We start from the raw sequence: 24,911 nt of genomic DNA, 5'->3' as shown, positions 1-24,911 counted from the left end.
TCTAAGAGGTATTTTAACAAACTTTTCTACAAAATGCTGAAAAATAAAGCATTTTAGGAAAATATTTTAACAAAGGACAGTATATCTGTCCGTAAGCCCTTTGCGAAATCCGCCTAGGCGGAAAAAAAGACCGGATTTACTCAGAGCTAAGAAAAATATTTGAAGGGGGAAGTGTAAAATGAATTGGCAGGAAAAATATAAAAGAAAAGATCATCTGGAATTCAGGGTCGGTGACGAGATAAAACTTGGTGTACGCATTAAAGAAGGCGACAAGGAAAGAATACAGTCCTTTGAAGGTTTAGTCCTCAGTATCAGAGGAGAAGGGCTTAATAAAACTTTTAAAGTGAGAAAGATATCCGGCGGTTTCGGCGTTGAAAGGACCTTCTTATTTCACTCGCATGCGGTTGCAACCGTAAAAGTATTAAAGAGCGGCAGAACCAGAAGGGCAAAGCTTTTTTATCTCAGGGAGAAAGTAGGTAAGGGTTCAAGACTTAAAGAAGATCTTACTCTGACGGCGCTTCCTGCGGAAGAACCTAAGGCAGCTGCTCCTGTTCCTGCTGCGGCAGTGCCTTCTGAAGTTGCTGCGACTGCAGATGCTCCAAAGTGAACAGGATCGTTTAAAACAATTACTAAAAATTGAAAACTCCCTCTTTGAATCGGGAATTCGGATTCTGGCGGGAGTTGATGAAGTAGGCAGGGGGCCGCTGTCCGGTCCCGTAATAGCCGCTGCGGTATCTTTTAGCCGGGAAAGACTGGCAGATCTTTCAATATTTGCCGGTGTAAATGATTCAAAAAAAGTAAAACCAGCCTTAAGGGAAAAGCTTTCCGATATCATAATGTCCAAAGCAGACAGCTATGCTTTTGGAATTGTGGATGAAAAAGAAATTGATAAGATTAATATTTTGCGCGCTTCCTTAAAAGCCATGGAAATGGCCGCAGCTTCCTTGAAAATACTTCCCGAAATACTTTTAATTGACGGACCGTATGAGATAAAATCAAAGCTCCCGCAAAAAGCAATAATAGGCGGGGACGCAAAATCTTTTGTAATTGCCGCCGCTTCCATTATTGCAAAAGTCAAAAGAGATGCTATAATGGTACAATACGACAAGGAATTCCCTATGTACGGGTTTGCCAGACACAAGGGGTATGGAACGGCTGAACATATTGCCGCGATAAGAAAATACGGAAGATGCAGGATACACAGACAATGTTTTGGAAAAAACTTTTAGGAGACAGCGGCGAAACTTTAGCCGCGATATATTTACAAAAAAACGGCTATAAGATAATAGCCCGTAACTATAAATGCTGTTACGGCGAGATAGATATCATCGCAAAAGAAAAAGACATCTGGTGTTTTATAGAGGTAAAAGCGATAGCAAAACCCGTGGCAGAATCGCCCTTTGACACAATAGGCAAGAAAAAGATGGAACATATCGAAAATTCCGCGGCGCAGTATGTGGCGGAGAACAAACTGGGAAATGAAAAGATCAGATTTGATGCGGTCGGCATCCGTGTTGGTTCCGGAAATTATGACATAGAGCTGGTAAAGGGTATATTTTGATAAGGAATATTTTTGAATACATAGGATCCAGAGTTATGGCGTTTCTTTCCGAAGCAGGGAAGATAACCCGGCTTTTCGGACAGGTATTATTTTGGACTTTTAAGAAACCTTCTGAAATAAAAAGTATATTTGAACAGATGGTGATCATCGGTAATAAGTCCCTGGCTGTTGTGACCATTACCTCTCTTTCTACGGGGATGATACTGGCGCTTCAGACAGGAACCGCCATTGAAAGAAAGATCTCCGGAGCGGCAAATATGCTCGGGGGCATTGTTTCGCTCGCGCTTACCAGAGAACTGGCGCCGGTCCTTATCGGCCTTGTTATGGCAGGAAAGATCGGCTCGGCCATAGCGGCAGAGATAGGCACTATGAATGTGACTGAACAGATTGATGCTTTAAAAACCATGGCCACCAATCCTGTAAAATATCTGGCTGTCCCGCGGTTCCTTGCTGCGCTTTTTATGCTGCCGCTTCTTACTATATATGCTGACTTACTGGGAACACTCGGCGGGCTTTTTATAAGTTTAAATATTTTTGACGGAACGACCGGCGGCTATTTTGAAAGCTTGAATATGTATATGCGTCTTGATGATGTTTTTAAAGGTTTATTTAAAACGGTGTTCTTTGGCGGTATTATCGCGGTGGTTGGCTGTCAAAGGGGTTTTGAAACAGAAGGCGGAGCCGAAGGTGTGGGTAAGTCTACAACTTCCTCCGTTGTTATTTCTTCAATGCTGATACTGGTCACTGACTATATATTGACCGCATTCCTCTGGTAGAAAAAATGATAAAGATAAGTAATGTTACAAAATATTTCGGCGCGCAAATGGTCATGAACGGACTTTCTCTGGATATTCCGGATAAAAAAACTATTGTTATTATCGGTAGAAGCGGCTGCGGGAAGAGCGTGCTGCTTAAACATATGATCGGACTCCTTAAACCGGATTCGGGAAAGATCCTTGTCAAAGGCAGGGATATTGCTAAAATGGATAACAAAGAACTGGATGATATCAGGAAAGATTACGGGATGCTTTTTCAGAGTTCGGCTCTCTTTGACTCGCTTACGGTTGCCGAAAATGTCGGCTTTTCTCTTACCCGCTTCTCCAAAAAAAGCTCTTCGGAGATAAGAAAACTGGTAAAGGAAAAATTGGCGCTTGTAGGACTTGAAAATGTAGAAGATAAAAAGCCTGCTGAACTTTCCGGGGGTATGAAAAAAAGGGTAGGGCTTGCCAGAGCTATTGCAATGGATCCGGAAATCATGCTTTATGATGAACCAACGACAGGGCTTGATCCTATTATGTCTGATATTATTAATGAACTTATAGTGGATCTCCAGAAAAAACTTAAGATGACGAGTGTGGTCGTTACGCATGATATGAAGAGTGCATATAATATAGGGGATAAAATAGCCATGATGTATGAAGGTAAAATAATAGAGGTGGGTACCCCGAAAGAGATCCAGCACACAAAAAACGCGGTAGTTAAACAGTTTATTAAGGGGAGTTCGGTCGGACCGATAGAAGTTTTAGGCTGACAACCGGAAGGTTGGAGGCTCAGATGCGCAGAGGCGCGGCAAGAGCAAGCACGATGTACAAAGTACGAAGTTTTACACCAAGGAGCTTTTGATATATTAAATACCACATTAAGGTAGAACGTGATAACGTGGAACGTTTTAACGGAGGTTAGTCTATGTCATTATCAAATGAAGTAAAGGTGGGAATATTTACTGTCGTTGCGGCAGCGATACTTCTTGCCGGTACGGTTTTCATCGGCGGGTTCACGATTTTTGAGAAGGGGTATAAGGTCAATGTCGTTTTCGATTCGGCTCCGGACTTGAAAGCCCGCTCCAAAGTGAAATATGGCGGAGGAGTTAACATCGGCCGGGTTAATAACCTTTCCTTAACCAATGACGGTAAAATAAATGTAGAACTCTTTATTTTTAAAAATACTAAAGGTTTTAAATTCCGGAAGGACTGTTATATCTCCGTCTCTTCAACCGGAGTGATGGGCGAAAAATTTATAAATGTCTCCGGCGGATCAAAAGCGTCGGCTCTTGTTGTTCCGGGTGATGTCCTTTCGGGCCGGAGTTCCTATGGTATTGATGCGGCGCTCGAAAGTATGTCGCAGGCCTCGGCAGAATTAAAAGATGTTCTCGGAGCTTTAAATAAAATCGTAGGAGGGGTTCAAAGTTCTCTTGTCGGGTCTTTGCAGAACGTAAATGATCTTACCAGAGTGACAAAAAGTATTGTGGAAAAGAGCGGACCTGCAATAACAAGATCAGTGGAAAATTTTGAAAAAACCTCGCAAGAACTGGCTCTTGCCACAAAAAATTTACAGGAACTTACCGGGCAGTTAAATATATTAATAAAAGATATTAATAAAGGAGATCTGCCCAAGACCATGGACAATCTAAATAAAGTCTCGCTCAAACTTGATGAGACGGTTTCCAATTTGGATTCTGCCGCAAAAAAGATAGATAAAGGCGACGGAACGCTTTCAGTTCTCATAAATGACAAAAAAATGGCAGAAGACCTTAAAGGTTTCATAAAGGATGTTAAAGATAACCCCTGGAAGATATTGTGGAAAAAATAAGAAAGGCAATGACTAAGTACTAGTGACTAATGACTATTTAAGGAAGGCGGAATGAAGCGTTCCGCCGAATTGAAAACAAATATTTATCAGCGGAATCAGCTTTTGAATCAGCGATATCAACTGCCGGGAATGAAGGTAAACGTAGGCAGGAAAGATAATTCTTATGTCTAAGGAAGAGTATGAAAGCTAAAGTGAAGTTCGTTTGTCAGAATTGCGGGTATGAGTCGGCCAGGTGGCTGGGGAAGTGTTCGGAGTGTAACAGCTGGAACTCTTTTGTGGAAGAGAAGACTGTTACGGAGAAAAGTCAAAAGTATACGTTTGAAGCGGGAAAGACCAGTAAAGTATCAGCTATAACGGATATAGAAGGGCGCGAAGAAGACAGGTATAATACAGGGATTAATGAATTAAATAAAGTTCTGGGCGGCGGGCTGGTGATCGGCTCTCTGGTTCTTATCGGGGGAGAGCCGGGTATCGGAAAGTCCACTTTGGTACTTCAAATGTGTAATGAGTTAAGCAAAAAGTACGGGTCGGTGCTTTATATTTCCGGGGAAGAGTCAATTTCTCAGATTAAGATGAGGGCAAACCGCTTGAAAGCGGTATCCAAAGATATTTTTCTGGTCTCGGAAACAAATATTAAAGTTATCGAAAAACATATATATGAGGCAAAACCTAAAGTTGTAATAATTGACTCGATCCAGACAATATTTAATGAAGATATTCCTTCTGCGCCGGGGAGTGTTTCTCAGGTCCGGGAAAATGCCACAAAGTTGATGTATATCAGTAAAGGCAGCGGAGTTTCTATTTTTCTGGTCGGTCACGTTACCAAGGACGGTTCAATCGCCGGACCGAGAGTTCTCGAACATCTTGTGGATACAGTACTATATTTTGAGGGAGATAAAAACCATAATTTTAGAATTCTCCGTTCTTATAAAAATAGATTTGGGCCTGCTAATGAGATAGCTGTCTTTGAAATGGCAGAAGGCGGACTTAAAGAAGTTGAAAATCCTTCTGCATTATTTCTGGCGGAACGCACCGCTGATGCTTCAGGATCTGTTATAATTTCTGCAATGGAAGGTACCAGACCGTTTCTGGTAGAAATTCAGGCGCTTGTATCTCCTTCATATTTTGGGATGCCTCAAAGAAGAGCAAGCGGCGTGGATTATAACAGGTTCACCCTTTTGGCGGCGGTTTTGGAGAAACGGGGCGGATTTAATCTGGCAAATCAGGATATTTTTGTAAATGTAGCGGGAGGAGTTTCAGTAGATGAACCCGCGGCGGATTTGGGAGTAGTTGTTGCCATAGCTTCAAGCATCAGAGATATTCCTACCGATGCAAAAACAGTATGTTTCGGGGAAGTAGGCCTCGGAGGTGAAATTCGCGCAGTATCCCAGGTGACGGAAAGAATAAAAGAAGCAGCCCGTCTCGGATTTACTAAATGTATTGTACCCCAGTCCAATATGAACGGGCTTGTTATAAAAGACAAGATACAGGTGCAGGGGGCGAGATACATTAGAGACGTTTTGAATACCATATTTTAGAAGTTGACGTCTCTGAGGGTTTGACGATTAGAAGGTTAGAGGGTTGGCAAAAACGGAAGACGGAAGCCGGAGGACAGAAGGCAGTTGAGCAAAGTCTAAATAAACGGACCATAATGCTTTGCGAAATCCGCCTAGGCGGAAGGGCGGCAGGAAAAGTACAAATGACTAACGACAAATGACAATTTAATGTGGGCGGAAAGAAACACTCCGCCAAGATTAAATTAAATGCCACATTAATTTAGAATGTGAGTAACGTGGAACGTTCTAACGGAATTGTTGTAGTAAAGGAGAATCCATGTTAAAAACCATTAATCAAGCAGTCATAAATGACAGACCGTATCTCATAACTTTACTCGGCAAGCTCGTGGAGATTCCTACTATATCCGAGCCGGGGGTGAATTATGGGCGGTTTGTTAAGGTACTGGAAAAAGAGTGCAAAAAAATAGGTTTAAAAACAAAGATCATTAAGGTTACGGATAAGAAATTTATCAACAGCTTAAAAGAGGAGTGCAGGAAGAACCCCAGATATATACTGATGGCCTATTGGAATACGGGGGCTAAGAAAACTCTGCATTTTAACGGGCATTATGATGTGGTTCCTGCATCGCTGGGTTTCTCAAAAAATCCGTTTAAACTTAATATAAAAGGTGATAAGATAATAGCTCGCGGCGCTGCTGATATGAAGTCAGGAATAGTTGCGATGCTTTCCGCTGTACGAGCTTTGAAAATACTTAAAATTAAACCGGCGTGGAATCTTGAATTCTCTTTTGTTCCGGATGAAGAGATAGGCGGTTACTGCGGGTCCGGCTATATCTGCCATAAGAAAATACCCAAGGCGGATGTAGTTATCGAAGGTGATGGCGGCGGAGGCAATAGTTTAACCGTAGCTCACAGAGGTATTGTGGGCTTTCGTGTGACCGTTATCGGTAAAGCAGTGCATGCGGCGTTGCATACTAAAGGAGTTAATGCTTTTCTTAAAGCTGTAAAGATAGTTAATGAACTGGAAATTTTTAGAAATAAAATAGAAAAAAGAAAGTCAAAATATTATGCTAAAGCTCCTATATCTAAAATTGCAACGATGATGATCGGCGGTCTTTCCAGCGGCGGACTAAAGAGTAATTCGGTACCTGACAAATTTACGTTTACCATAGACAGAAGAGTAATACCCGAAGAAAGCATGAAGAAGGCAAGAAAAGAGATAGTCGACCTTATAAATTCTGTTGTGAAAAAAGACGGTACTTTTAAAGTTAAAATAGAGGTTTCAGAAGCAACGCATTCAAGCATAGAAAAAGATGCTCCAATATGTAAATTGCTCGGAAGTATTCTGGAAGAATATTACGGAAGAAAACCTCTGATGCTCATTACCGGAGGAAGACTTGATTCCGCGTTTTTTTCTCAAGTGCTGAAAAAACCGACTCTGGCTTTCGGGGTAAACGGAACAAACTATCATGCGGATGATGAGTACACGACGGGAAAAGATATTATTACGGCGGCGGCTATATACGCCCGATTAATGTGTAAAGGATATTGAAGTCAGAGCTAAGCAAGAACAGTAATGGAAGAAAGTGAAGTAGGTGAAGTAAGAACAGAAAGTTGAGCATCTAAGGAGTAAGAGCACTACCTTAATGTAGAACGTGAGCAACGTGCTAACGTGTAACGTTTTAACGGAATTACTTGTATCAGTGTCCACCTACGGTGAGATCTCGTCCGCTACAATGCTGTGCGAGACCTCGCCAATAGGAGGGCCAAGGACGGAGAATCCTGTAGAAGTTTTGCATGCTCTCCGCCAAAAAGATCGGCGGACAAACATATATTTAAATTAAAGTTGTTTGAAAAGGAGGAAATATTATGATCGTAGGAGTGCCAAAAGAGGTAAAAGAAAATGAGTTTAGGGTGGGAATGGTTCCCTCCGGAGTGGAAGCTCTTGTCAGAGCGGGACATAAAGTAATTGTTGAGAAAAACGCCGGATTTGGAAGCGGCATACTGGATGCTGAATACAAAAAAGCGGGAGCGCAAATAAAAGGTACAAATAAAGAAGTTTACAAGCAGGCGGATATGATCGTTAAAGTGAAAGAACCGATCCGCATGGAATATTCCTTACTTCGAGAAAATCAGATTGTGTTCACATATTTTCATTTTGCAGCGGATTTGGTTCTTACCAAAGCAGTTGTAAAGAGCAAATGTATTGCAATAGCTTACGAGACTGTTGAAGAAGGCGGAACGCTTCCTCTTTTGACTCCTATGAGTGAGATTGCCGGAAGAATGGCGGTGCAGGAAGGCGCAAAATATCTGGAAAAACCGATGATGGGACGCGGTGTACTGCTTGGCGGCGTGCCCGGTGTCGCTCCTTGTGAAGTCGTTGTGATCGGCGGCGGTATAGTCGGGACAAATGCAGCTAAGATGGCGGCGGGACTTGGCGCGAAAGTAACTCTTCTTGATGTTAATTTGGACAGGCTGAGATATCTTGATGATATAATGCCAAAGAATGTAACCTTCCTTATGTCAAACGGCTACAACATAAGAGAACAGGCAAAAAAAGCGGATCTTTTAATCGGCGCAGTTCTTGTGAAAGGTGCAAAAGCCCCGACTCTGGTATCGAAAGAAACTATCAAAGCAATGAAGCACGGCGCAGTTGTGGTGGATGTGGCTATTGATCAGGGCGGCTGTATTGAAACAGTGCGTCCGACATCACACGCCCATCCGACTTTTATCTACGGCGGAGTTGTCCATTATTGCGTGACGAATATGCCCGGTGCTGTGGGAAGAACCTCAACATTCGCGTTAACCAATGCAACCTTCCCGTATGCTCTGAAAATTGCAAACCTCGGTGCCGAAGAATCCATAAAGAAAATGCCCGGACTTGCAAAAGGCTTGAATATGTACAAAGGAAAGATAACCTACAAAGCCGTTGCGGACACGTTCAAGATGCCCTACGTTCCGGTAGAAAACGCGCTAAATTAGAGAGAATAAAAAAAAGGCGGAGCAGAAAAAAGGCTCCGCCTTTTTTGTTTCTATCAAGTAGTGACGATTGAAGTTCAGTTTGCTATTTAGAAACGTGTAATATTTTGCTATAATACCTATGTTCTGCCTCATCTTAAAATTCCGGGGTAGTGTAATGGTAACACAGCGGCCTTTGACGTCGCCCTTCGTGGTTCGAGTCCACGCCCCGGAGCAAAAATATTGAAAAGCAATATTTTTGCAGAGCAATTGAACAATGGAGAAAAGAAAATCGATAAAACAATTGCGGTCAATTCTTTATTTTCTATTACTCAAAATAATATTATTTATTAACAGTAAATTAGAGAGGCAGGCTATGCAAAGCAATCTGTGGTTTTTTAAAGTGTTAATATGCGCTTAAATATTAATATAAATTTTGAAAGGTAAAAAATGAAAATTGCAATTATTATATTATTGCTTTTATCGATGGTCTCTTGTTCCAGCAATACTGGGAAAAAAGATTTAACTGGAAAAATAATACAAAAATACCCAAATGGACAGATAAAAGAGGTTATTTTATATGAAGGTAATAAAGAGATAGCAAGAAACATATATAACGAGAACGGGGAAATTGTAAAAAAAGTTGGCAACGTGCCGGACGGTGTTATAAGAATATATTATGAAAATGGAATAGTTATGTCGGAATTTACTAAAAAAAAGGGCAAAATGAATGGTTTGTTTAAGATGTATTATGATGATGGAAAACTTTTGCTGGAAACAAATTTTATAGACGATAAGTTAGATTTCCAGAAAGAATATAGAAAAGATGGAAAACTTAAGGTGCAATCTGATTTTGAAGATGGTAAGTTAAGGTTATCTACAGTGTATTGGGAAAATGGCGGAATAGAGTCATTAATAACTTTCAAAAATGGGAAAATAACAAAATCGAGATCATACGACAATTCCGGTAAGGAGATTTCAAGCCAGAAATATTCTTATAAAGAAAAACCAGCTACACCGGAAAGTAGAAAATAAGCTGGTTCTTACGATTGCAAGTAGTGAAAATCATCCAGTATGGGGAGCAAATCTAATTATAATGCAAAAAAACAAAGATGCGTTTGGAAGGGCGCTTTATGCGTATTATACAAAGAGGATTAATTTCTTATTGGCGGGCAGGGATGACGGGTTTGTATCTGATGCCGGCGGGGTTAAGGTTTATTTTGATACTTATGCGAAATGGCCTGTAAGGGAAAAGAGGGCGCTGAAACTGATAAAAAAAACGGATAAAGTTCTGGATATCGGGTGCGGGGCAGGAAGACATGCTTTATATCTTCAGAGTAAAGGTATTGATGTAACGGGTATTGATAACTCGCCTTTGGCTGTTAAGGTCTGTAAACTCCGCGGAGTGAAAAGAGCGAAGGTAACAGCAATAGAGGAAATATCCAAAAAGACAGGGGTTTTTAATGTAATGCTTCTTATGTGTAATAATTTTGGGTTGTTTGGGACGGAGAAGAAAGCCAAAAGACTTCTTAAGAAGTTCCATAATATAACTCCTCCGAGAGCTAAAATAATAACGGAGAGTTATGATTCAAATACTGCCTTCTTCAGGGATTACCGTGCTTTTAACAGAAAAAAGGGGAGGCATCCGGGAGCGTTTCGAGTCAAGCTTTTCTACGGTCGTTATGAATCGGACTGGTTCGAATATATTAGAGTTTCTCCGCTGGAGTTAAAGAAGATAGTCAAGGGGACGGGTTGGAAAGTTGGAAAGATATTTCCTACCAGGGATTATTCTTATGTGGCGGTACTTGAAAAATCCTGAAAAAACGTAAGATGATTATTATCATAGGGGTTTTGGCTGGGAAATTGATATAATAGACTCGAAAGTTGAAGAACTAAATTCGATCTTCCGCCTTAGAGATTGGCGGATGCCGAAATATAATAAACACTATGGAAGGCAGATACACGGATAAGAAAGGCGATGACACAGATAAAGGATTTTGTAGTGGGGTATATATGGAAAGTATTAAGATAACGGAACTTGTAAAAAAATATGATAAGGTGACTGCGGTTAATGGGATTAATCTTACCATTGATGAAGGGGAGATCTTCGGGCTTCTCGGGCCTAACGGGGCGGGGAAGACTACTACTTTAATGATGCTGTCAACGCTTTTAAAGCCTACTTCGGGTCTGGCTATTGTTAATGGATATAATGTTGTAACGCATCCGGATGAAGTCAGGGAGTCAATAGGGATGGTTTTTCAGGATCCCAGTTCGGATACTCTGCTTACGGGATACGAGAATTTAAAACTCCATGCGCTTATGTATAATCTTCCCTGGAAAGCTATTGATAAAAAAATAGAAAGCGTATTGGAACTTGTTGATCTGCAGAAAAGGAAATATGATATAGTGAAAAAGTATTCCGGGGGAATGAGAAGACGACTGGAGATAGCAAGAGGACTGCTTCACGAACCAAAGATATTTTTTCTGGATGAACCTACCCTTGGGCTGGATCCGCAGACCAGACAGCATATCTGGGAGTATATTAGGGCACTGGCGAAAAAAATAAAGATGACTATAATTGTTACGACGCATTACATGGAGGAAGCTGAGAAACTTTGCAGCAGGATAGGTATAGTGGATCACGGGAAGATAGTGGCGCTGGATTCTCCGGTAAATCTTATACGCTCGACCGGCGGGGATATGGTTAACCTGAAAGGCAAGAACCTGAATCTGAAAGAGATTGAAAAACTTCCTTTTGTTAAAGGTATAAAAAATGTAGAAGGGAAATATTTAATTTCCGTGGAAAATGCGGGAAAGAATTTGCAGCAGTTACTTTCTCTTTCGGGCGAAGTTGAATTTGTAGAAGTACACTCTCCGGACTTAAACGATGTCTTTTTATTTTATACCGGAAGAGAAATGCGGGAAGCAGGAGAGGAAGTAAGCTTTATGCAAGATGCGATGAGGACATCCTGATGGATATTAGAAAAACATTAAAAGGTCTGTATGCGCTCTGGTTTCGGGAGTTTCGTGTTTTTACCCGGGAGAAAAGCAGGGTTTTTTCTTCTGTAGCACTCCCTCTCTTCTGGTACTTTATTTTTGGAAGCGGCGTAGGTTCAATGACGACCAATGTCGCTGATTATCAGCATTTTATTTTTCCGGGCTTTTTGGCAATGACGATAATCTTTACCGGTCTATTTGCCGGAGCCTATATTGTCTGGGATAAAAAAATAGATTTTTTAAAGGAAGTTCTGATAACCCCGCTTTCAAGGACTACGGTATTTTTTGGCAAAGCAATGGGAAGCATGACGGATGCGCTTATTCAGTCCTATTTTCTGCTGCTTGTAGGAGTTCTATTTCTGGGAGTTCCGTTTACGGCTTCAAGTGTTATTCTTTCCATGATAATGCTTTTTGTGTTTGCTAACGGACTTATCAGTTTGGGGTTAATCATCGGTTCTTTTATGGAAAGCCCGGAAGGTTATGGCTTGATTTCAAGCTTTGTAATTTACCCTATTTTCCTTCTTTCCGGCGCGCTATATCCTTTAGATAATTTACCCGGCTGGATGCAAATACTGACGCGGCTGGATCCTGCAACCTACGCAGTAGACGGTTTAAGAGCCGTAATCCTGGGAAAATCCACTATGGCGTATCTTCCTAATCTGTTGGTTGTGTTGGGTTTTGATGTTTTAATGATGTTTGTAGGCACCTGGGCATTTAAGAGAATGAAATTGTAGCAAGCACTAAGAACTAAATTCGAAATTCTAAACAAAATCAAAGAAATCATATTTATTGGAAGAACTAGATCAATAATCGATTTTTGGAATATAGCTATAATAAAGGTTATCACATTATCAGGGGTATATAAATAATAACTCAATAATGTGGAACGTTAGCAACCTTTTAACGTGTAACGTTTGAACTTTTTATTGATTGACTTTTATTCTATATAGGATATAATTTACTATGAAACAAAAAGGGTTTACGTTGATTGAATTAATGATTGTTGTTGCCATTATTGGGATACTTGCGGCTGTTGCCGTTCCTAGATTTGCGCAGATGGTAGAAGTAAGCCGGGAAGGGGCCACAAAAGGTAACCTGAGCGCTCTTCGCTCGTCGGTCAGTATTTACTATTCGGAAAAAGAAGGAGTCTGGCCGGTGGATTTGAATAACTTTACAAGTTACATGGCTGTTATTCCTCCGGCAAGAGCAAAACCTCTTGGAGACAGCGCTGTGGTATCGATTGTAAGCACATCTCCCGCGTCTCCCGGAATAGGTTGGGCTTATTTGCAAAACGGCGGGTTACTGTGGGGAAATAGCATAGCTACAGATGTTAAGGGTACTTCTTTTACAAGTTATTAAAGACAGCAAAAAAAGCAAGTAAAGCAAATACAGTAAGAAAAGTGAGAAAATAAATTCTTGTATCAGTGTCCACCTGTGGTCGTCCGCTACAATGCTGTGCGAAACCTCGCCAATAGGCGGGCCAAGGGCGGAGAATCCGAAAGAGTTGTAATCTCAACAAAAGATCCGCCTTATATAGCTGGCGGAAGAGGAATCATTTTAGGGGGGAACAAAAAATGAAAAAAATGTCAAAAAGTTTTGTTTTTATAGCGGTACTTTGTGCTTTTTCTTTTGCGGAAACCAGAGCGGTGATTAGTGATATGGAGGGAGATGTTTTCGTTAAAAAAGTAAAAAATGCAGAGCTTACGGTCGCTGATGTTGATATGGAGCTTAATGACGGTGACATTATTATTACAAAAAAGGACGGGAAGGCGGAGATTATATTTGACGAAAGCAATTCCATGATCACTCTGCTGGAAAATACCCAGCTTGTCCTTGCAAAAATGGAAAGCACTTCGAAAGAACAAAATACTTTTCTAGAATTGATTGCAGGCGGGATTGTAAATATAATAAATAAAGCTGAAGGTGTAAAAAAAAGTTTTGAAGTGAAAACACCAAATGCGGTTGCGGCGGTAAAAGGTACTCAGTTTGGCGTAGAAGCTTTCGAAAAAGAAAGTAACTTTGGTGTTTTTGAAGGAGAAGTGGTTGTGAGCGGAGTTGATGCCTCCGGCGTGCTTTTGGAGAAGGCTAATGTAACAGAGAATAATGAATGCCGTATTTCTCTGAATCAACGGAATTATAAGCAAGAAAAAATAAAAAGCAGAATGCAAAAAGTGTTTGGAGATATTCACAGGAGATCCCTTGCCAATGGTTCTCTTTACGCAAAATTAAAGAAAAGCGGGGATTTTGAAAAGATAAAAGCAGCAAGAAGAGTAATGATGCTTGCCGGAGCAAAAGAATACATGAGAAAAAATCCTGAATGGAGAAAAAATCTGTCTCCGGAACAGCTTGCCAGGATTAATTTTATGTTAAAGAGCGAGAAATCCTCCGAGAACATTCAGAGCCTTAAGGAAACCATTAAGAGATATCCGTTCCTTATTGAAAAATACAGACGTATACAAATGGAAAACTTTCGAAAAATTGGGGATTTGAAGGAAAGAGGTCTTTCAAAAGATTTTCTGGAGAAAAGACAGAGAATGCAAAAGCAGCACAGACCCCAATCCCGTCCTTTAAAAAAGTAGAGAAAGACAGATGCTTTATGAAGAAATATCCTCCAATAAATACAAAACGGCATTTCTAGTAATACTTTTTGTAATTTTAGTACTGTTTCTTGGTTATGTTTTTGGCGAGGTTTCCGGATTTGGTCATTTTGGGTTTTTACTTGCCGCAATGATTTCGTTTATTATGGCCTGGGGAAGCTATTATTATAGTGATCAAATAGTGCTTTCGATATCTCACGCTGTTCCCGCGGATCCAAAGGACCACGCTTATTTAATTAATACTGTAGAAGGTCTTTGTCTTGCGGCAGGGCTTCCGAGGCCTAAAGTCTACGTAATATATGATACCGCCCCGAACGCTTTTGCCACAGGAAGGGATCCTTCTCATGCCGCGGTGGTTTTTACGACGGGAATAATAGAAAAACTGAACCGGCAGGAGTTGGAAGGTGTTATAGCTCATGAATTGTCGCATGTGAAAAACTATGACATACTTATATCCACCGTTTCCGTGGTGATGGTCGGAACGGTGACTTTACTTTCGGATTGGATGCTTCGCAATGTCAGGTGGTCAAAGCTTGGAGGAAGAGGGCGGGGATCCGGCGGATATCTCGGTCTTGCTCTGCTTTTAGCATCTATTATTCTGGCTATTTTATCCCCTTTCATTGCTCAATTAATGCATTTTGCAATTTCCAGAAGGCGTGAATTTCAGGCGGATGCTTCTGCGGCGCTTTTAACCAGGTATCCTCCGGGGCTGGCGAGCGCCCTCGAAAAAATATCCAAAGATACCGAACCGCTGGAAGTTGCCAACAAAGCCACCGCCCATCTTTTTATTGCCAACCCTTTTAAAAATATAGGCGGTATGACAAGTAAGCTTTTTGATACTCACCCGCCTATTGAAGAAAGAATAAAAATCCTGAAGGCAATGTAATGAGTTTAACCGCTGTCTTTCTTGCTGCTGCTTTAACGCTCTCGGGGATTGAATACAGGCAAAATACCGAGGGAATAATTCTCCCTCCGTTAACCGGGAGAATAACAGGGGAACTTGAAGCAAAAACAGGAATAAGAATACGGTTTATAATAGATAAAAATATAGAATTTTCTCCCGGGTATTTTAAAGAAGCGTTAAAAACGGGAAACCCGGACAACGATATCATTATATTTGTAGATGTGAAAAAAAACAAATTATACAAGTATCAAGGAAAGAACACTTCCGGTATAATTAGCCCGGATAAATTAAAATACATTATTGAAAATGAAATAAGCGGAACGAATCCGTTGTTTTTTAATGAAAGAATGGATTCCCTGGCAGCTGTTTTTGCTTCTCTTGTTTCCGAAAAAAAGAATATACATTTGAAAAGTTTAGAAGGTATATACGTTAAGCCCGTTAATTCATTCCTCTATCGCATAACCGCTGCCCCTCCATTCAGCTTTGCGGTAAAAGCTTTTTATTATAATATATTTCTCTTTATTTCAATATTTCCGGTTATATCCTGGTTTATTTTTGTCAAAGCTGTTGAAATTCTGTTTGGCGAAACTGCGGCAGAGCAGGGCTCAAAAGTTTGGAAGGTATTTTTATTTGCAACCTTTTGTGTTATAATTACCAGAGTATTGCTGGATTATAACAGGCTTATTGGAACTATTTCTGCTGTTCTTGTGCTGTTTATGCCGTTTGTGGCTATTTGCACTGCAATTTTTAAGGACGAAATAAGAAATTTTACGTTTAAATTTTTCGGATGGGAGGATTAAATATGATTATAATAGTTTTGCTGGTTGTCTTGGTAATTGCAGGTCTTGTGTTTGCTTCGGTGTATAACCGGCTGGTAGTCTTAAGAAACAGGTGTGAGAACGGATGGGCGCAGGTGGATGTTCAACTTAAAAAAAGAGCCGATTTGGTCCCGAATCTGGTGGAAACAGTCAAAGGATATGCTGCGCATGAAAAAGGCGTCTTTGAGGCCGTAACCAAAGCAAGAGCTTCAATTATGAATGCCGGTTCAGTGGCTGATATGCAAACCGCGCAAAATGGTCTGACTTCCGCGCTAAAAAGTTTATTTGCGGTAGTGGAAGCCTATCCGCAGCTTAAAGCTGATTCCCAGTTTATAATGCTTCAGGAACAGCTTGACGGAATTGAAAGCAAAATTGCCTATGCCCGTCAGTTTTATAATGATACTGTCATGAGTTACTTAAACGCCATGCAGATGTTTCCCACTAATATTATAGCCGGTATGTTTAATTTTAAAACAAAGGAATATTTCCAGATCGCGGAAACAGAGAAGGAACCGGTAAAAGTTAAATTCTAAATGGATGACAACAAGCTAAAAGGTTTGCTTCTAAAGAGCGAAGCATATCTTGAGCTTCTAAAAAAAATAACGGAAAATGACCTTACAAAAATCAGCGGAATAAAAAGTTCCGCTGATGCTTTTTTTACGTACTCATTAAATAAAGATACTTCCCGCCCTGTCATTCTGGTCCTTCCTGATAATGATTCTGCGCTTCGGGTTTATTATGACTTGCAGACTTTTATAGAAGAGGGGGTGTTTATTTTTCCCGCGGTGGAAGAGCTGGAGGGTGTAAGGCTTCCGGCATCGAATGAAATTACAGAGCAGAGAATAACAGGAATAAAAGAACTGCTTCATGGGAAGTTTAAAGCTGCAGTTTTTACCGGAGCCTCGTTTTTACAGTCCGTACCCGAAAGAAAAGCATTTGAGGGGTCAATATTTAAATTAGGGAAAGGTGAAGAAATAAAGCTGGTGGAACTGGTAGAAAACCTTATCAGGTCAGGTTTCACCATGGAGGCTTTTGTTGAAAAAAAAGGTGAAGTGTCGGTTCGAGGCGGAATCCTTGATGTTTTTCCGTTCACAGAAGAACATCCGGTAAGAGTAGATTTCTTGGGAGATACAATAGAGACAATAAAGATCTTTGATCTTGTAACGCAAAAATCCATAAAGGAACAGGAGAAAGTAATAATATACCCTGCCGGTGAAAGTGGTTTTCCGGAAGGCGAGTTACTCAAATATCTCCCTCCGGATTCAATTATTTACATGGAAGAGCAGATCTTCGAAGATACAAAAATACCACGGGTGAAGGGGTTTTCATGCATTTTCAATGTTCATTTCAACAAGGCAGATATAGTTTTTAATGTAAAAAGTAATCCTTCCTCAAACGGTGACGTAAGTCTTGCAATTTCCGGGCTGGAAAAACTAAAAGAAAACGGGACGGAGGTGTTCCTGTTATTTAACAGCTTGGGAGAAAAAGAAAGATTTGCCGAGATACTTTTAGACAGCAAGAGCTCTTTTACCGGAGTATATCTTGACGGTTCCTTGCAGACAGGTTTCAATTTTACCGATGCCGGGGTTTGCTTTATCACCGATAATGAAATCTTTGGCCGGTATGCAAACGTAAGACCGGCGGCCAGAAGGAGAAAACGCTTTTTTAAGGACGGAACCCCGGTTAAAAGTGTATTTGAAATTAACACCGGTGAAATAGTTGTACATGAAAATTACGGTATTGCGAAGTTCTTGGGACTGCACAGTATAAATGTAGCCGGCGCAAAAAAAGATTTTGTAACACTGGAATATTTAAACAATGACAAACTCTATGTGCCGGTCGAAGATATAAATAAAATCCAAAAGTACGTGGGTTTTGAAGAGAAACCCGTGCTTTCCAATCTGGGAACTTCTCAATGGGAAAAGGCTAAAGAAAAAGCAAAGGAAGATGTAAAAAAGATGGCAACGGATCTTCTGGAGCTTTACGCGGTAAGAGAAACTTTAAAAGGTTACAGTTTTTCCAGGGATACAGAATGGCAGAAGGAATTCGAAGGTTCCTTCATGTATGAGGAAACAAAAGATCAGCTTCGTTCCGTTAAGGAAGTAAAAGATGACATGGAAAAAGGAAGGCCGATAGACAGGCTGGTCTGCGGAGATGTCGGTTTCGGCAAGACTGAAGTAGCGCTTCGAGCTGCTTTTAAATGCGCTATGGACGGGAAACAAACGGCGTTTGTCTGTCCTACAACTATTCTTGCCGAGCAGCATTACAATACTTTTAAAGAAAGAATGGCGGATTACCCAGTGAGTATCGGAATGCTTTCAAGGTTTGGCAGTAAGAAAGAACATACAAAGACAATAGCTAAATTAAAAACAGGCGGAGTGGATATAGTAATCGGGACGCACCGGCTGCTGCAGGATGATATTTGTTTTAAGGACCTTGGAATGATAATACTGGATGACGAACAAAAATTTGGGGTGGCGCAGAAAGAAAAGTTAAAAAAAATAAAACAAAGCGTTTATTGTCTTAGTCTGTCTGCAACTCCGATCCCGCGGACTCTTTATCTTTCGCTTTCCGGGATAAGAGAAATAAGTAATATTAATACCCCTCCGGCGGGCAGAATGCCTATACAGACCTATATTATTGAATATAACGAAAAACTTATTAAGGGAGCGATATTAAAGGAGCTAAAACGGGGCGGAGAAGTTTACTATGTCTACAACCAGGTTAAAACTATAAAACGGGCGGCTGCCAGGCTGGCGAGGCTGGTACCTGAGGCAAAAATAGCCGTGGCTCACGGACAGCTTCCCGGGCCGGAACTTGAAAAAATAATGAGGGATTTCTACAAGAAAAAATATAATGTGCTGGTCTGCTCTACTATAATTGAAGCCGGATTGGATAATCCTTCCGCAAATACTATAATAATAGAAAATGCGGATGATCTCGGGTTGTCCCAGCTTTATCAGCTCAGGGGAAGGGTGGGGAGAAGCAGAGTACAGGCCTACGCCTATTTTACCTATCCTGTAAAAAGAGCTCTTTCCGAGACAGCTATGAAAAGGCTTAATGCAATAGAAGAGTGCGATGAACTGTCCATGGGTTATTCTATCGCCATGAAGGATCTTGAGATACGCGGGGCCGGAAATATTTTAGGGAGAGAACAGCACGGGCAGATAGGTAAGGTGGGACTGGAATTATACATGAAACTCTTAAAGGAAGCGGTTAACTCGGCAAAGGGGCTTCCGGAAATAATGGCAGAAGAAAATATAGAGATAGATATAAAGATCAACGCCTATCTGCCGGAGTATTATGTAAAGGACTCGTTCCTTAAAATAAATATCTATAAAGATATGATGGGCGCGGAGACTCCGGAAGAGACGGAAAAAATAAAAGAAGAACTGCTCGACAGGTTCGGAAAACTTCCGCTTGAGACAGAAAATTTGCTTAAGATAGTTAAAATAAGGATAGCGGCAAAAATATTGGATATAACCTCTATCAGGGAGGAAGGCAATAGTATTCATTTTGAGATGAAAAAAGACGGGCGAGGTTCTTTTAAAACCTCACCCTCCGATAAACTGAACGATGCGTTAAATTACTTTACAAAGTTTGCTGATATCAGATCCCTCAAGTAAAACCTACAACGATTTAATCTCTTCGAAAGATCCGCCCTATATCACTGGCGGAAATGGAATCGAAACCCGAAATTCCTTTTTAAATTTCGGGTTAAAAACTCATAGAAACGCCGGCTGAGGCGCCGAATATCTTAAAGTTATATTTTACGTAATCCTGGTATTTCATATTGGAATCCGCCGCCATATAAGATAGGCCCGCAACTAAATTAAAATTCTTGTCTATCGGATACTTTAGGGAGATTCCTATTGCATTTTCCAGATCACTTTGATTATCCGAGGTATAAGCTCCGCTGCTGTCTCTTGCTTTTCTCAGTTTATAGTTCCTGAAAAGTATCTGGTAGAAAAGGGCAGCGTTTAAGTCACCGATAAGATTAAATGAATAATAAGGTTTAAAAGCCAGACTTCCAAAAGCATAGTATTCGCCGGTGAATACCAGGTTAGTACTGTCATAAATACTGCCGTTTGAGGCGTAGAGAGAATAATCAATGTCCAATCCCGCCATAGTTCCCTGCGAAACAGGCATTTGCGCCGAAAGAGTGACATAATGCGCGGTATCAAGCCGGATAGTGTCAGAAATCTCGCCGTTCGAGGTTCTGGTATAAGCATCCAGATAATTCTTGCAGACCAGATTGTAAGTCAACTCGGCAAAAACAGGAGCAATTACGGTCTTATAGTCAACCGTAAAAGCCACCGCATTAAAATCCTTCGGTTTAAATTCTTTGCCATCGGTGATGGTTACACTTGCAGCGCCCAGCGAAGTGTAGTTAGGATATTTTCTTTGATAGTATTTTGCCCCGAACATTAAAGGGAGGGGTTTGTCGTTAAAGAAAAAGTTGTAAGATACCGAGCCGGAAACTCCAATGTCATACAGATCGTAGAGTCCTTTTCCGAACGGCTCGTCCTTCGTCTCCATATTAAAATTGTATTTGGTGTCAAAGGACACCTTACCTTCCAGTTCTTTGCTGAATTTGTGTTTGTAAGCAACTGACCCGAGGTTGTTCATTCTCTTTAAAAAAAGTGTTTCTTCTTCAATAACCCTTTCGCTCAGGGAAACATTTATATTGAAGACGGGGAGGATATAGTCGGTTTCGGAAAGTTTCATTGCAGGCATAAAAAAAATCCAGCCTGAACCGGCATATCCGCCGCTGCTTTCTAAGACCGAAGAATAAGCCATCCGGATATCGGCGTCGAAGAGAGGGATGAGCTTGAACTCCGCTTTGGCGGTGGAAACCAGGAGCAATACAGCTAAAACAGCAGATAACTTTTTCATTGAAATCCTCCGGTAAAAAATAAATTACAAACTACAAATGACAAATTACAATATAAGGTGTTATATGTAAACTTCCTAATATTGTAATTCGTGATTTGTACTTCTTATTTCTATGCCAACTTACAATTTACTTTGTATTAAAATAGGTGGCTGAATATTTCAGGAATTATTAAAAGATCAATAGAGCGCGTGTTAAATTCCGTAGCTTTGTAGATAATCTCCCAGTTAAGATTGGGCTTGCTTAAAGTTTCCGCATATTTGTCAAGAGTCAGAGGCTGTACGATGCCGGCATCATCTACATAATACCGGTAGGTTTCAAGAAAAGTATTATCTGCAAAGGTTGTTTTGATCAGGAAAGCATTGTCCGAAGTAATGCTCGGCGTTACCGTGTAGGGCAATGCCGGATCCGTTGACGTAACCGTTGTAGTAACGGCGCCCAAAGGATTATTATCGGTATAGGTTTCCACAAAACCGGCGGAATAATCATGCGACCATTTCTGATTATTGTTTATTTTAAAAGTCTCATTAAACGGCTGTTCAAACGCTGAACTGGCGCTGTTCCAGCTCGGATCAGAAAGGCCCACTTCGTTTAGAATCACATCTCCGTGGGGATTTCTTATAGCCGCAGTTTCTGTTCTCAACCAGTAATCAGGAGTGTTGTTTTTCAGGGTTATCCCATTAACACTGTCTCTTATCGCAGTTTTAACATCCATGTATTTTTCAGGAAGATCTTTGTTAAAGGTATCATTTATCTCAAAAGAAGAAATACCCGCATCCGGTCCGCCTTCTCTTTTTGTAATATTAAGCAGCTGGAGCATGTTTGGCAATGGACGAAGTACATAGTTATCGGTCCTGACTCTAAAACCGTGCATGTCTACTGCGGTCTTGCCCAGCTGAATATCAGAAATTCTTTCTAAGAGGTCCTGTTTATCTTCCAGATTGGACCTGTCTTTTAAATCCGCAAGGTCGCTCCTTAATTCCTTCATTTCTTTTGTTTCTTTTTCTATATCTACACCGGCAAGGTTTGCCGCCGGCGCGCCGAGGGCCGGAGCCCCTCTTTGGGAAACTTCGAAATTCTCTCTCGCGCCCAAAATTTCGGCAGGGTCCATCTGTCTCGGATTTTCCATTAACCCGTCTCTGAAAGCTGCTCTTTCATTTTCTCTGACAAATATTTGTTTTTCGTTAAGCAGTTCGGAGATCGCTACGATACCTTCCAGAACCTGAAGTTCGGTAGCTTCTGCGGTTGTTCCCATTATAAATTCGGTTCCCTTAACGGCGGCAATGATCTTTGGAGAAGCAACATCAAAAGAGCCGCCTTCGTTTAATTTTGTAACTTTAGCTTTGACTCCGCCGAAAAGCAGCTTGAGCGAGGAGTTCTGTTTTTGCACGGTGCATTGAATCCTAAAAAGATCCAGGAGAGAGTTCTCTTTAATCCTTATAGTTGTCCCCTCCGCAAAAAGGAGTTCGACTTTACCGTTCTTCGTCCTTATCTTATCGCTTGTGTTAAGCTCCTGGTTTAGGGCGGCGGCTTTCCAATCAGCGCCGGAAATAGAACAATCCACTTCACCCGAAAGCGCAGATATCTTAAGCATCGAATCTGCGGAAAGTGAACCGAGAAAAACAAAAAGAATTGAAAATACCGTTGTTAGTTTCTTCATAGTGCCTCCGTATAAACTAATAATATTCATAACGAATTATAACATAAAATACAGGTTTTTCAACTTCAAATTGGGTGAATAACCGCACAAAAATAGTGTAAAATCCAATACATTGCATATATTGGAAATTCCAAGTATACACCGTGTCTGTAATTTTGTTATACTATGAATACAAATATGATGAAAAAAGTGCAAGCAAAAAGTAATTTAAGATCCGGAGTGCCCGGTTTTGATAAAATGTTCAATAAAAACCTGGTAAAAGGCAGTATTATACTATTGGCAGGACAATCCGGGACCGGAAAGACATTGTTTGGGCTTCAATTTTTAAAGGCAGGGTTGGAAGAGAATGAAAAATGTATTTATGTCTCCTTGACGGAAGACCCTTTCCGCACGCTTAAATATTTCAAAGATCTTGATATTAACTGGAATAAATACATAGAGAATAAAAAGTTGATCTTGATACGGTCTCATATTTCAAAAATAAGCGGGCTCTTAAGGGAATTAAACAAAATTTTTAGGAAAAATGATAATTGCAGGCTTGTAATAGACGGCTTTCCTGAGATACCTGATACTTGCAGGAATAATAAAATTAAAGTTTGTGCAGAACTTATAATCAATGAAATCAAAAAATTTAATATATCATCCGTATTAACTTCAAATATTCATTACGATCAAAAGGATTATGGTATCAGCAATCTTTTTTTGCCTCCTCTTTCGGATATCGTTGTTCTGGTGGAGCAGGATAAAGCCGAAGATAATTCCATAAGAATGATCAGAGTGTTAAAGGCAAAAGGAATGCTGTATGATCCCAGGGCAAGAGAATTGAATATTAATGAGTCGGGCATAAAAATAAAAACCAGAATAAATAATAATAAAAATATAATTTTGCGTGAATCAAAGTTATCGAAAGTTACAGTTTCAATGTCGCTCATGAATATTTTTAAAGAGGCAATAAAAGAATTTAATGATGTTTATTCGGATGTGAAGATACTAACAACTCCTTTTATTGATCTGGAAAAATCCGAAAATGATATTTTTAATGAAAAAGCTGATGTGGATATTGTAACCATTGGTATAAATCAGGTGCAAAAATACGTTAAAAAAGATCTGCTTATGCCTTTGGAAGGACTAGCAAACAAATCTATTTATTTTGATAAAGCAGTTGAAGCCTGCAGTTATAAGGACGTATTGTACGGTGTTCCGGATGACATTTCCTCTACTTGCCTGTTTTACAGAAAAGACCTGCTGCAAAAATATCAATGTGAAGTTCCTCGTTGCTGGAAAGAGGTTGTTGAAACTTCAAAGTATATCATGGGGAAAGAAAATGATCCGGCACTTAAAGGTTTATTGTTCTATGCTGATGATTCAAAATCTCTTTTTGAATCATTCATGATATTTGTCTGGGCTAATGGCGGCAATATATATGATAAAAATGGAAAAATATCGGTCTCGAACGAAAAAATCATAGAGGCATTAACATTTATGCAGGATTTAATATGGAAGCATGAAATAGTAAATAAAGAGCTACCGTTGCTTGGCCGGGGGAAAGTAAACACGGCCTTCAGGGAAGGAAAATCAATATTTATGATAGGGCAGGCGAGTCTTTTCCGTGATATTGTTTTAAAAAATAAAATATGGATTGCCGGTGTTCCTTCTATGAGTGAATCAAAAAGTGGAGCAGGCTCATTATCCGGCAGGGTATTTGTTGTCCGTAAAAATGCAAAGTACCCGGTTTCCGCGCAAAAAGTTTTAAAGTTTATTGCAGATAAAAAAACAGCACACCAATTTGAAATCAAAGGCGGATATCCGTTTCCTTCAATAGTTGAATTCTGGTCAGACAGTAAAATATTGCGGCAAAAACCCTATTACAGTGAAGCAGCAAATATATTGAGAGATGTGAAATGTCTTCCGCTTGAAATAGAAAATGTGGAATTAGTATCTCTGCTTGTAAAAAACAGAATATTTCCGGTTATGAGGATGAAAAAAACACCCAAGGACGCGTTAAATTTACTGGAAAAAGATCTGAAAAAAATCAAAAAACATAAAGTATATGAAAAAATAACAGAAAATATTATGCAGTATGTCGATTGGAATTTTAATAAGGATTTAACATTAAATGATATATCTAAAAACATGAAATTGAGTGTTAATTATATAGAAAAAATATTCAAGTATGAGACCGGAATGACAGTAATAGAATATATAGTCAAAAAAAGGATTGAAAAAGCAAAAGACTTGTTAAAGGATGTAAGATACAATATTGGTGAAGTGGCTGTAAAGGTCGGATATCCCGATATTACATATTTTGGTAAATTATTCAAAAAGCATACAGACAAAACCCCTTCCGAATATAGATTATATTAATAGTCAGAAAAATAACTAATATATAACAAATATGACTATTATAATAGTGTTT

Annotated in this window: 22 protein-coding genes and 1 tRNA gene; 21 read left to right on the top strand and 2 right to left on the bottom strand. The window is 40.1% G+C overall.

The window, feature by feature from the left end:
• The first annotated feature begins 178 nt into the window (after window positions 1–178).
• The 20 genes from A2536_04875 to A2536_04780 all read left to right on the top strand — a co-directional run bounded on the left by A2536_04875 (window position 179) and on the right by A2536_04780 (window position 19,567).
• On the top strand, window positions 179–607 hold the full coding sequence (locus A2536_04875) for a 50S ribosomal protein L19 (GenBank protein ID OGF46936.1): 429 nt from the start codon (window positions 179–181) through the stop codon (window positions 605–607).
• Entirely contained in the window at window positions 522–1,229 is a 708-nt protein-coding gene (locus A2536_04870) for a ribonuclease HII (protein OGF46935.1), read from the top strand. Before A2536_04875 ends, A2536_04870 begins: the two co-directional genes overlap by 86 nt.
• Window positions 1,208–1,561, top strand: a complete 354-nt coding sequence (locus tag A2536_04865; protein ID OGF46934.1) for a hypothetical protein — start codon at window positions 1,208–1,210, stop codon at window positions 1,559–1,561. The genes A2536_04870 and A2536_04865 overlap by 22 nt, the downstream gene beginning before the upstream one ends.
• Window positions 1,558–2,337, top strand: a complete 780-nt coding sequence (locus A2536_04860) for a hypothetical protein (protein OGF46933.1) — start codon at window positions 1,558–1,560, stop codon at window positions 2,335–2,337. Before A2536_04865 ends, A2536_04860 begins: the two co-directional genes overlap by 4 nt.
• Window positions 2,338–2,342: 5 nt before the next feature.
• Window positions 2,343–3,092, top strand: a complete 750-nt coding sequence (locus A2536_04855; protein ID OGF46932.1) for an ABC transporter ATP-binding protein — start codon at window positions 2,343–2,345, stop codon at window positions 3,090–3,092.
• A gap of 155 nt (window positions 3,093–3,247) precedes the next feature.
• Window positions 3,248–4,150: a hypothetical protein gene (locus tag A2536_04850; GenBank protein ID OGF46931.1), complete on the top strand. Its 903-nt coding sequence runs from the start codon at window positions 3,248–3,250 to the stop codon at window positions 4,148–4,150.
• Window positions 4,151–4,329: 179 nt separating this feature from the next.
• Window positions 4,330–5,688 (top strand): DNA repair protein RadA, encoded by a 1,359-nt coding sequence (locus A2536_04845; GenBank protein ID OGF46930.1) that lies wholly within the window; start codon window positions 4,330–4,332, stop codon window positions 5,686–5,688.
• Between the two features lie 295 nt (window positions 5,689–5,983).
• Window positions 5,984–7,219 carry a hypothetical protein gene (locus A2536_04840; protein OGF46929.1) on the top strand — a complete coding sequence of 412 codons (1,236 nt, stop codon included), beginning with the start codon at window positions 5,984–5,986 and terminating at the stop codon, window positions 7,217–7,219.
• A gap of 317 nt (window positions 7,220–7,536) precedes the next feature.
• Window positions 7,537–8,649 carry an alanine dehydrogenase gene (locus A2536_04835; protein OGF46928.1) on the top strand — a complete coding sequence of 371 codons (1,113 nt, stop codon included), beginning with the start codon at window positions 7,537–7,539 and terminating at the stop codon, window positions 8,647–8,649.
• Window positions 8,650–8,789: 140 nt separating this feature from the next.
• Window positions 8,790–8,863 (top strand) — tRNA-Gln (locus A2536_04830).
• 212 nt (window positions 8,864–9,075) lie between these two features.
• Window positions 9,076–9,660 (top strand): hypothetical protein, encoded by a 585-nt coding sequence (locus A2536_04825; protein ID OGF46927.1) that lies wholly within the window; start codon window positions 9,076–9,078, stop codon window positions 9,658–9,660.
• A 61-nt stretch (window positions 9,661–9,721) separates the two neighbouring features.
• Window positions 9,722–10,444, top strand: a complete 723-nt coding sequence (locus A2536_04820) for a hypothetical protein (protein OGF46926.1) — start codon at window positions 9,722–9,724, stop codon at window positions 10,442–10,444.
• 194 nt (window positions 10,445–10,638) lie between these two features.
• On the top strand, window positions 10,639–11,598 hold the full coding sequence (locus tag A2536_04815; GenBank protein ID OGF46938.1) for an ABC transporter ATP-binding protein: 960 nt from the start codon (window positions 10,639–10,641) through the stop codon (window positions 11,596–11,598).
• Window positions 11,598–12,356 carry a hypothetical protein gene (locus A2536_04810; protein OGF46925.1) on the top strand — a complete coding sequence of 253 codons (759 nt, stop codon included), beginning with the start codon at window positions 11,598–11,600 and terminating at the stop codon, window positions 12,354–12,356. Before A2536_04815 ends, A2536_04810 begins: the two co-directional genes overlap by 1 nt.
• Before the next feature lie 229 nt (window positions 12,357–12,585).
• Entirely contained in the window at window positions 12,586–12,981 is a 396-nt protein-coding gene (locus tag A2536_04805; protein ID OGF46924.1) for a hypothetical protein, read from the top strand.
• 215 nt (window positions 12,982–13,196) lie between these two features.
• Window positions 13,197–14,201, top strand: coding sequence for a hypothetical protein (locus A2536_04800; GenBank protein OGF46923.1), 1,005 nt, complete (start codon window positions 13,197–13,199; stop codon window positions 14,199–14,201).
• 10 nt (window positions 14,202–14,211) lie between these two features.
• Complete coding sequence (locus tag A2536_04795) at window positions 14,212–15,105, top strand: zinc metalloprotease HtpX (GenBank protein OGF46922.1); 894 nt, start codon at window positions 14,212–14,214, stop codon at window positions 15,103–15,105.
• A complete protein-coding gene (locus A2536_04790; GenBank protein ID OGF46921.1) occupies window positions 15,105–15,923 on the top strand; it encodes a hypothetical protein in 819 nt (272 codons plus the stop codon). Before A2536_04795 ends, A2536_04790 begins: the two co-directional genes overlap by 1 nt.
• Window positions 15,924–15,925: 2 nt before the next feature.
• Complete coding sequence (locus A2536_04785) at window positions 15,926–16,474, top strand: hypothetical protein (protein ID OGF46920.1); 549 nt, start codon at window positions 15,926–15,928, stop codon at window positions 16,472–16,474.
• Window positions 16,475–19,567: a transcription-repair coupling factor gene (locus tag A2536_04780; protein ID OGF46919.1), complete on the top strand. Its 3,093-nt coding sequence runs from the start codon at window positions 16,475–16,477 to the stop codon at window positions 19,565–19,567.
• A 91-nt stretch (window positions 19,568–19,658) separates the two neighbouring features.
• Here A2536_04780 and A2536_04775 read toward each other — a convergent pair whose 3' ends face one another.
• Window positions 19,659–20,837, bottom strand: coding sequence for a hypothetical protein (locus tag A2536_04775; GenBank protein OGF46918.1), 1,179 nt, complete (start codon window positions 20,835–20,837; stop codon window positions 19,659–19,661).
• Window positions 20,838–20,974: 137 nt separating this feature from the next.
• Complete coding sequence (locus A2536_04770) at window positions 20,975–22,495, bottom strand: hypothetical protein (protein OGF46917.1); 1,521 nt, start codon at window positions 22,493–22,495, stop codon at window positions 20,975–20,977.
• A 177-nt stretch (window positions 22,496–22,672) separates the two neighbouring features.
• Here A2536_04770 and A2536_04765 point away from each other — a divergent pair, with 177 nt between their 5' ends.
• Window positions 22,673–24,859, top strand: coding sequence for a hypothetical protein (locus tag A2536_04765; GenBank protein OGF46916.1), 2,187 nt, complete (start codon window positions 22,673–22,675; stop codon window positions 24,857–24,859).
• Window positions 24,860–24,911 lie beyond the last annotated feature (52 nt).

It is taken from the genome of Candidatus Firestonebacteria bacterium RIFOXYD2_FULL_39_29, assembly GCA_001778375.1.
Lineage (GTDB): Bacteria > Oederibacteriota > D2-FULL-39-29 > D2-FULL-39-29 > D2-FULL-39-29 > D2-FULL-39-29.
Note: the sequence above shows the minus strand (reverse complement) of the source record. Positions and strands in the feature narration are given on the sequence as shown.

Excerpts from the sequence above, each read along its gene's own strand:
- A2536_04825 (OGF46927.1), top strand. The coding sequence starts at position 9,076 with ATGAAAATTGCAATTATTATATTATTGCTTTTATCGATGGTCTCTTGT.
- A2536_04865 (OGF46934.1), top strand. The coding sequence starts at position 1,208 with ATGTTTTGGAAAAAACTTTTAGGAGACAGCGGCGAAACTTTAGCCGCG.
- A2536_04850 (OGF46931.1), top strand. The coding sequence starts at position 3,248 with ATGTCATTATCAAATGAAGTAAAGGTGGGAATATTTACTGTCGTTGCG.
- A2536_04780 (OGF46919.1), top strand. The coding sequence starts at position 16,475 with ATGGATGACAACAAGCTAAAAGGTTTGCTTCTAAAGAGCGAAGCATAT.
- A2536_04805 (OGF46924.1), top strand. The coding sequence starts at position 12,586 with ATGAAACAAAAAGGGTTTACGTTGATTGAATTAATGATTGTTGTTGCC.
- A2536_04790 (OGF46921.1), top strand. The coding sequence starts at position 15,105 with ATGAGTTTAACCGCTGTCTTTCTTGCTGCTGCTTTAACGCTCTCGGGG.
- A2536_04785 (OGF46920.1), top strand. The coding sequence starts at position 15,926 with ATGATTATAATAGTTTTGCTGGTTGTCTTGGTAATTGCAGGTCTTGTG.
- A2536_04810 (OGF46925.1), top strand. The coding sequence starts at position 11,598 with ATGGATATTAGAAAAACATTAAAAGGTCTGTATGCGCTCTGGTTTCGG.
- A2536_04800 (OGF46923.1), top strand. The coding sequence starts at position 13,197 with ATGAAAAAAATGTCAAAAAGTTTTGTTTTTATAGCGGTACTTTGTGCT.
- A2536_04840 (OGF46929.1), top strand. The coding sequence starts at position 5,984 with ATGTTAAAAACCATTAATCAAGCAGTCATAAATGACAGACCGTATCTC.
- A2536_04820 (OGF46926.1), top strand. The coding sequence starts at position 9,722 with ATGCAAAAAAACAAAGATGCGTTTGGAAGGGCGCTTTATGCGTATTAT.
- A2536_04815 (OGF46938.1), top strand. The coding sequence starts at position 10,639 with ATGGAAAGTATTAAGATAACGGAACTTGTAAAAAAATATGATAAGGTG.
- A2536_04875 (OGF46936.1), top strand. The coding sequence starts at position 179 with ATGAATTGGCAGGAAAAATATAAAAGAAAAGATCATCTGGAATTCAGG.
- A2536_04775 (OGF46918.1), bottom strand. The coding sequence starts at position 20,837 with ATGAAAAAGTTATCTGCTGTTTTAGCTGTATTGCTCCTGGTTTCCACC.
- A2536_04765 (OGF46916.1), top strand. The coding sequence starts at position 22,673 with ATGATGAAAAAAGTGCAAGCAAAAAGTAATTTAAGATCCGGAGTGCCC.
- A2536_04770 (OGF46917.1), bottom strand. The coding sequence starts at position 22,495 with ATGAAGAAACTAACAACGGTATTTTCAATTCTTTTTGTTTTTCTCGGT.
- A2536_04835 (OGF46928.1), top strand. The coding sequence starts at position 7,537 with ATGATCGTAGGAGTGCCAAAAGAGGTAAAAGAAAATGAGTTTAGGGTG.
- A2536_04855 (OGF46932.1), top strand. The coding sequence starts at position 2,343 with ATGATAAAGATAAGTAATGTTACAAAATATTTCGGCGCGCAAATGGTC.
- A2536_04795 (OGF46922.1), top strand. The coding sequence starts at position 14,212 with ATGCTTTATGAAGAAATATCCTCCAATAAATACAAAACGGCATTTCTA.
- A2536_04845 (OGF46930.1), top strand. The coding sequence starts at position 4,330 with ATGAAAGCTAAAGTGAAGTTCGTTTGTCAGAATTGCGGGTATGAGTCG.